This is a genomic window from Actinoallomurus soli (genome assembly GCF_024055715.1).
In the GTDB taxonomy this organism is placed as follows: domain Bacteria; phylum Actinomycetota; class Actinomycetes; order Streptosporangiales; family Streptosporangiaceae; genus Actinoallomurus; species Actinoallomurus soli.
Genome location: NZ_JAMXMV010000021.1, coordinates 95,087 through 99,803 on the forward strand (window position 1 = coordinate 95,087; position 4,717 = coordinate 99,803).

The 4,717-nt window shown below is 69.1% G+C and carries 1 protein-coding gene; it reads right to left on the minus strand.

Annotated elements, in window-relative coordinates; genetic code table 11:
• Positions 1-56 precede the first annotated feature (56 nt).
• Positions 57-4,196 (minus strand): hypothetical protein, encoded by a 4,140-nt coding sequence (locus tag NDW01_RS35075; RefSeq protein ID WP_252828663.1) that lies wholly within the window; start codon positions 4,194-4,196, stop codon positions 57-59.
• Between the last annotated feature and the right edge of the window lie 521 nt (positions 4,197-4,717).

Sequence of the window (4,717 nt, forward strand, 5' to 3'; positions counted from 1 at the left end):
ACCCGTAGGCGGATGGCCGGTCGGGTCGCCCTTCCACACGAGATGTCCGGGGTGCTCTATGCCGCGCCGGGGATGGTGGCGAGCGGCCGGTCGAGGGTGATGACGGTGACCGAGACGCACGCGGGCACGAGTTCCCTCTCTCCGTCTTCGTTGGTGATCCAGACCTTCGCGCACACGCTGGCCTGGCGCCAGTAATCGTCGGCTCGCTCGACTCCCTCCTCCAGGACCGTGAAGTCAGCGGGGTCCCAGTCCTGCGGGGCGGGCGGCTGTTCGATCAGGTCGGACAGTGGCGGTAGGCCGGGCAGTTCCGTGATGGCGGGTTTCGCGGGGGAGGTCAGGACGGCCCAGCTGGTGGATCCAGTGCCGTCCGCGGTGGCGGCGATGGTGATCGGCTCGCCGGTTCCATGTGTCGTGATACCTCCCCCGGGCTCGAGGATGCGTACTTGGTAGCCGGTGTACGGGGAGATCAGGTGCGGGGTGTATCGATCGGCGCCGGGGGTCGTCGCGGGGTCGGCGGTGAGGGCGTCGACGACGTCCTCGATGCCCGGGTCCGTCTTGTCGCTTGCCTCCCTGATCCCTTCCCAGGCGGCCTCGTCCAGCAGGTCGGGACGTTCACGGACCGCTTTGGCCAGGAATTCGCGCAGGCTGGTGTCGGTGGTGATGGGGGTGTTGCGGTCGGCCAGCAGTCTGCCTTGGGTCGCGCCACGTACGGCGCGGAGGAAGTCGCCGGTGGCGGGTCCGATGCCCAGGCCGTTTTCGCGGATGCTCTTCAGCTGAGCGCCGGTCAAAGCAGCGGGCGCACCCGCCGGTTCCGGCTCGGTGGGCCAGATCTGGATGTCTGGCTCGATGGCGGCGACCGGGTGGGGGCGCGCCCCACTCGTTTCGGCTGTTTCGGGGACGGCTGTCACCCAGCCCGCCGAGGCGGCCGAACTCGGGTCGGTACGGGCCAGCACCACCCGTGGCGCCTGCGAGTCGCCGTAGGCGCGCACCCGCCCGTCGGCACCCACGACCAGCAGGTTCCTCCCTGTCAGGTCGGCGAGGACAGCTGGGGCCAGAACGTCGACGATCGGTTCCCAATGACCCGGCTGGTCGAACGCATGCCGGATGTACCGGTCGGCCGAGCCATCGGCCAGATGGGTACTGATCTGCCCGAACACCGCCTCCTGGCGGAAAACGGACAGGTCGTTGCCCAAGAATTCGGCCAGGATACGTTCTTCGAACTCCGCGACGACCATCGCGCCCATCGGGCCCACATAGGTCGAGGGCAGACGTCCCGCCTCGGTTCGGGGCAGATGTCCGGTCGCCAGCGCACGGAGTGCGGGCGCGTCGCCGACCTGCTCGCCGTCGACGGTGAGCGCGCCGCCGACCGCATCGATCAGCGCTTCGAACACCGCGTTCGGACCCGTCCGCGATGCGCCGAACCGTACCTGGTGCTCACGCGCCCACGCGTCCTGGGCGGCGCTGATGCCCGGCGGCGTGAGGTCACCGGCCGGTTCGGCGTTCAGGTCACCGTCCCAGCCGGTGCCCGACATGAACGGCCCGCCCAGCCGATCGGCCGCGAGCGTGAGCCCGTTGATATCGACGACCAGCCCCAGCCCCGCTCTGTCCAGCGACGCCTTGACCTCGTCGTTCCAGGCGACCGGCCGACCGGCCGGGCCGGCGGAGCCGAACTCCACCAGCCGCATTTCATCCGTGGTGTCGATCGCCACCCAGGACCGCGTCCCGTCGAAGAACAATGCCGCGCCACCGAACGGGATCGCCTCGACCAGCTCTCGCAGCGACGACGACGCCACCCACTGATCGGCCGCGATCCCCGACGGAGGCCCGCCCTGGGTGATCTGCCCAGTGGCGGCGGGCACACCCACGCCGCCGCGCTCGTCGAACAGCGCCTGGAACAGCTCGACCGCCGCGCCCAGACTCAGCCCGGAAGTGATCACACCGGCAGCGGTCCGTTCTCCCGCGCTCAGGGAAGCCGGATCGCCGAGCCCGGGGATCCTGCCGAGACTATCGACCGTTTCGGCCAGATCGTCCGGAGTCAGCGACAACACCGCACCTTGGGCCGCATCACCGGGTGCGCGGCTGGGGGCGGACCGCGGTATCGACGCGTTCGCCTGCCAGAGTTCGGCCACCCCGCGCAGCCAGGACGCCACGGCCTCATTCCCACCGGCGGCCTTGGTCGCGTCGAGGGCCCGGCCCAATCTGACCAGCGCCGGATCGGACAGATTCGGGCTGCCCAACGGGGACCCGCCCGCGAACCGTCCCGCCGCCGGCGGCAGTGCCGCCCACCGCCGCCGCCCGGTGTTCTCGTCCGTGATCGGCGCGATGTAGACCGGCCGGCCCTTCCCGTACCGATCGACCGTGCCGTCCGCCTTGACCACCCGCACGGCCAGGCCAAGCCGGTTCACGAAGAACGGCACCACCTGCTCGGCAAGCTGTGGCCAGTACCCCGGATCAGCGGCCGACGCCGCCTTGATCGAGGCCTTGATGTCATCCAGCGCCTGACCACCGTGGATCCGCGCACCGATCTGTTCCCTCAGCGCCCGGGCGGCCTCGTCGTCGGCCGGATTCTCACGCTGGTAATAAAGACCCTCGTAGATCGAGTACACCACCTGCCAGAAACCCGGATGGGCGTTGGTGAACTGAGGGATCTTGTCGACCAACTCCTGGCGCAGAGCTCTCGCATTCGCGATGGGCACCCCCTGGGCGGTGGTGAAACCGCCGTCGGTGGCCTGCACCAGCGCCTCCAGCAAGCCGTCCGGACCGACCGGGACCTCGACGAAGCGGCGGTGATGACCCAGCGCCCATTTCTGCTGCGCCGTACTCACCCCCGCCGGCGCCCGGCCCACCGGCCCAACCGGCATGACCGGTTCGGTCGCGTCGACGATGGGGCTGATCGGGGCGGGCGTACGCCGCCCGCCGGCCACATCGGCCGGCCGGGTGTTCGCGCCCAGCGCCAGCGGCGGACCGACCGGCGCCATCCCGATCCACAGATTCCCGGAGCCGGCCGTGCTCCCTACCAGCTGTGCGACGGTGACCGGCTGTCCTCCGTCGCGGAAGGGCACCTGCCGCCCGTCGGCATGCAGGATGGTGACGTTCACCCCCAGGTAATGGTGCACCAACACCTGCAGCAGCGGACCGGTCAAGACCCCCCCGCGGCGATCCCAGACACCAGCGATGATCTCTTGCCAGGCCCGGCCATCCGCCACGCGTTGGTAGGCGTCCATCTCCCCCTCAGGACCGGCGGTTTCTACGTACTGGGCCGTGATGTCCGCCCAATCCGTCGTGTTCGCCCAACGCGGCAAACCGGTCTGGTCGTCGGTGTCAGCCTCCATCGCCCGCGCCAGCTGCATCCGCGACCCGAGCGGACCACCCAGCAGCGCCTCTACCCCAACGGCGCGGCCGGCAGCCGTCAGCGCCTCGAAGGGATCGCTACTTCCGCGCGGCCCGACGAAGACCATCCCGGTCTCGGCGGCCCATTCCACCTGCTGCGGCGACAACCCCTCCAGCACCGGACCGTCCACCGCCGCCGGTGCTCCCGTCCACCGCGGCTTCCCGTCGGGGCCGGAACTGTGGGCAAGCACCAACGTCGGGCCCGACCCGTGAGCGCTCATCCGCCCGTCAGGGTGCAGCACCAGCAGGCTCTTCCCGAGGTACTCGCTGATCAATGACGGGGCGACGCTGTTCTCCAGTTCCGACCATTCGCCCGATCCAGTGAAAGCGGGGAGGATGTACTTCCACGCGTCGCCGCTGCGGACCGAGTTTTCGATATACCTATCGAGCTCGTCCGACGGAAGATTGCGTCCGCTATTCTGGACTCTGGCCTTGACCGCCGACGCATACCCCTCTTTCACCCCCGGCAGATCCAGGACCTCTTCTGCAGAAGAGTTCTGCATCCACTGGCCCAGGGAATAGCGTAGCCACACCGGATCCTTGACTGGCTGTTCCTGACCCTCGACGGTGACCGAACCACCGGGGGACGCCGCGAGTATCGCCGCGTACAGCGATCCGGCGCCGGCGCCCAGCGCCGCAGCATCCCGTTCGCCGCGGGCCGACTCTTGCCCTTCGACGAACCGGAAGCCCCAGGACTGCGCCCAACGCGCCGGCTCCCACCTGATCCCCGCGGGCAGCCCGAAATTCGACCGGACACTTCCGCGGTCCGAGCCGCCGTCATCGGCAGCGAACGTCTCCTCCCGCACCGGGGGTGTGTTCGGCGTTTCTGGGGTTTTGGGTATCTCTGGGGTTTCGGGTATCTCTGGGGTTCTGGGTATTGAAACTCTTCCAACGAATCGGCTGTACGCTCCGTCCCCGCCCCGGACCTGACCACCGCCGATGGTGGACGGGCCGCCGGCTTCCCCGGCCTCCACGACGGTTGACGCGATGCGGGAGTCGGACGTGTCGGTGCCAGACGCCGCCGACAGCGGGATCGTGTCGAAATTCAGGGCTGGAAGCCCCCCAGTCCGCGCCGCCACAGGCTGCTGGACTGTGGCGACCTCTGTGGCGACCTCTGTGGCCGCGCCGGTAACGTCGGCCATGGGGTCGCTGACGCCCGGAAGGTCGGTTGATGGCGACACGAACCGCCTCCGCCCATCAGGGAGCGTCTGCTTTACCACTGCAGCGGCCTGCAGGCATGCGCTGATGCTTTGGCTCGACTTACGCCACACGTATCGCTCCATTTTGCTGTTCATTTTTCGGAAATCGTTACGCCACGCGGGAGTGC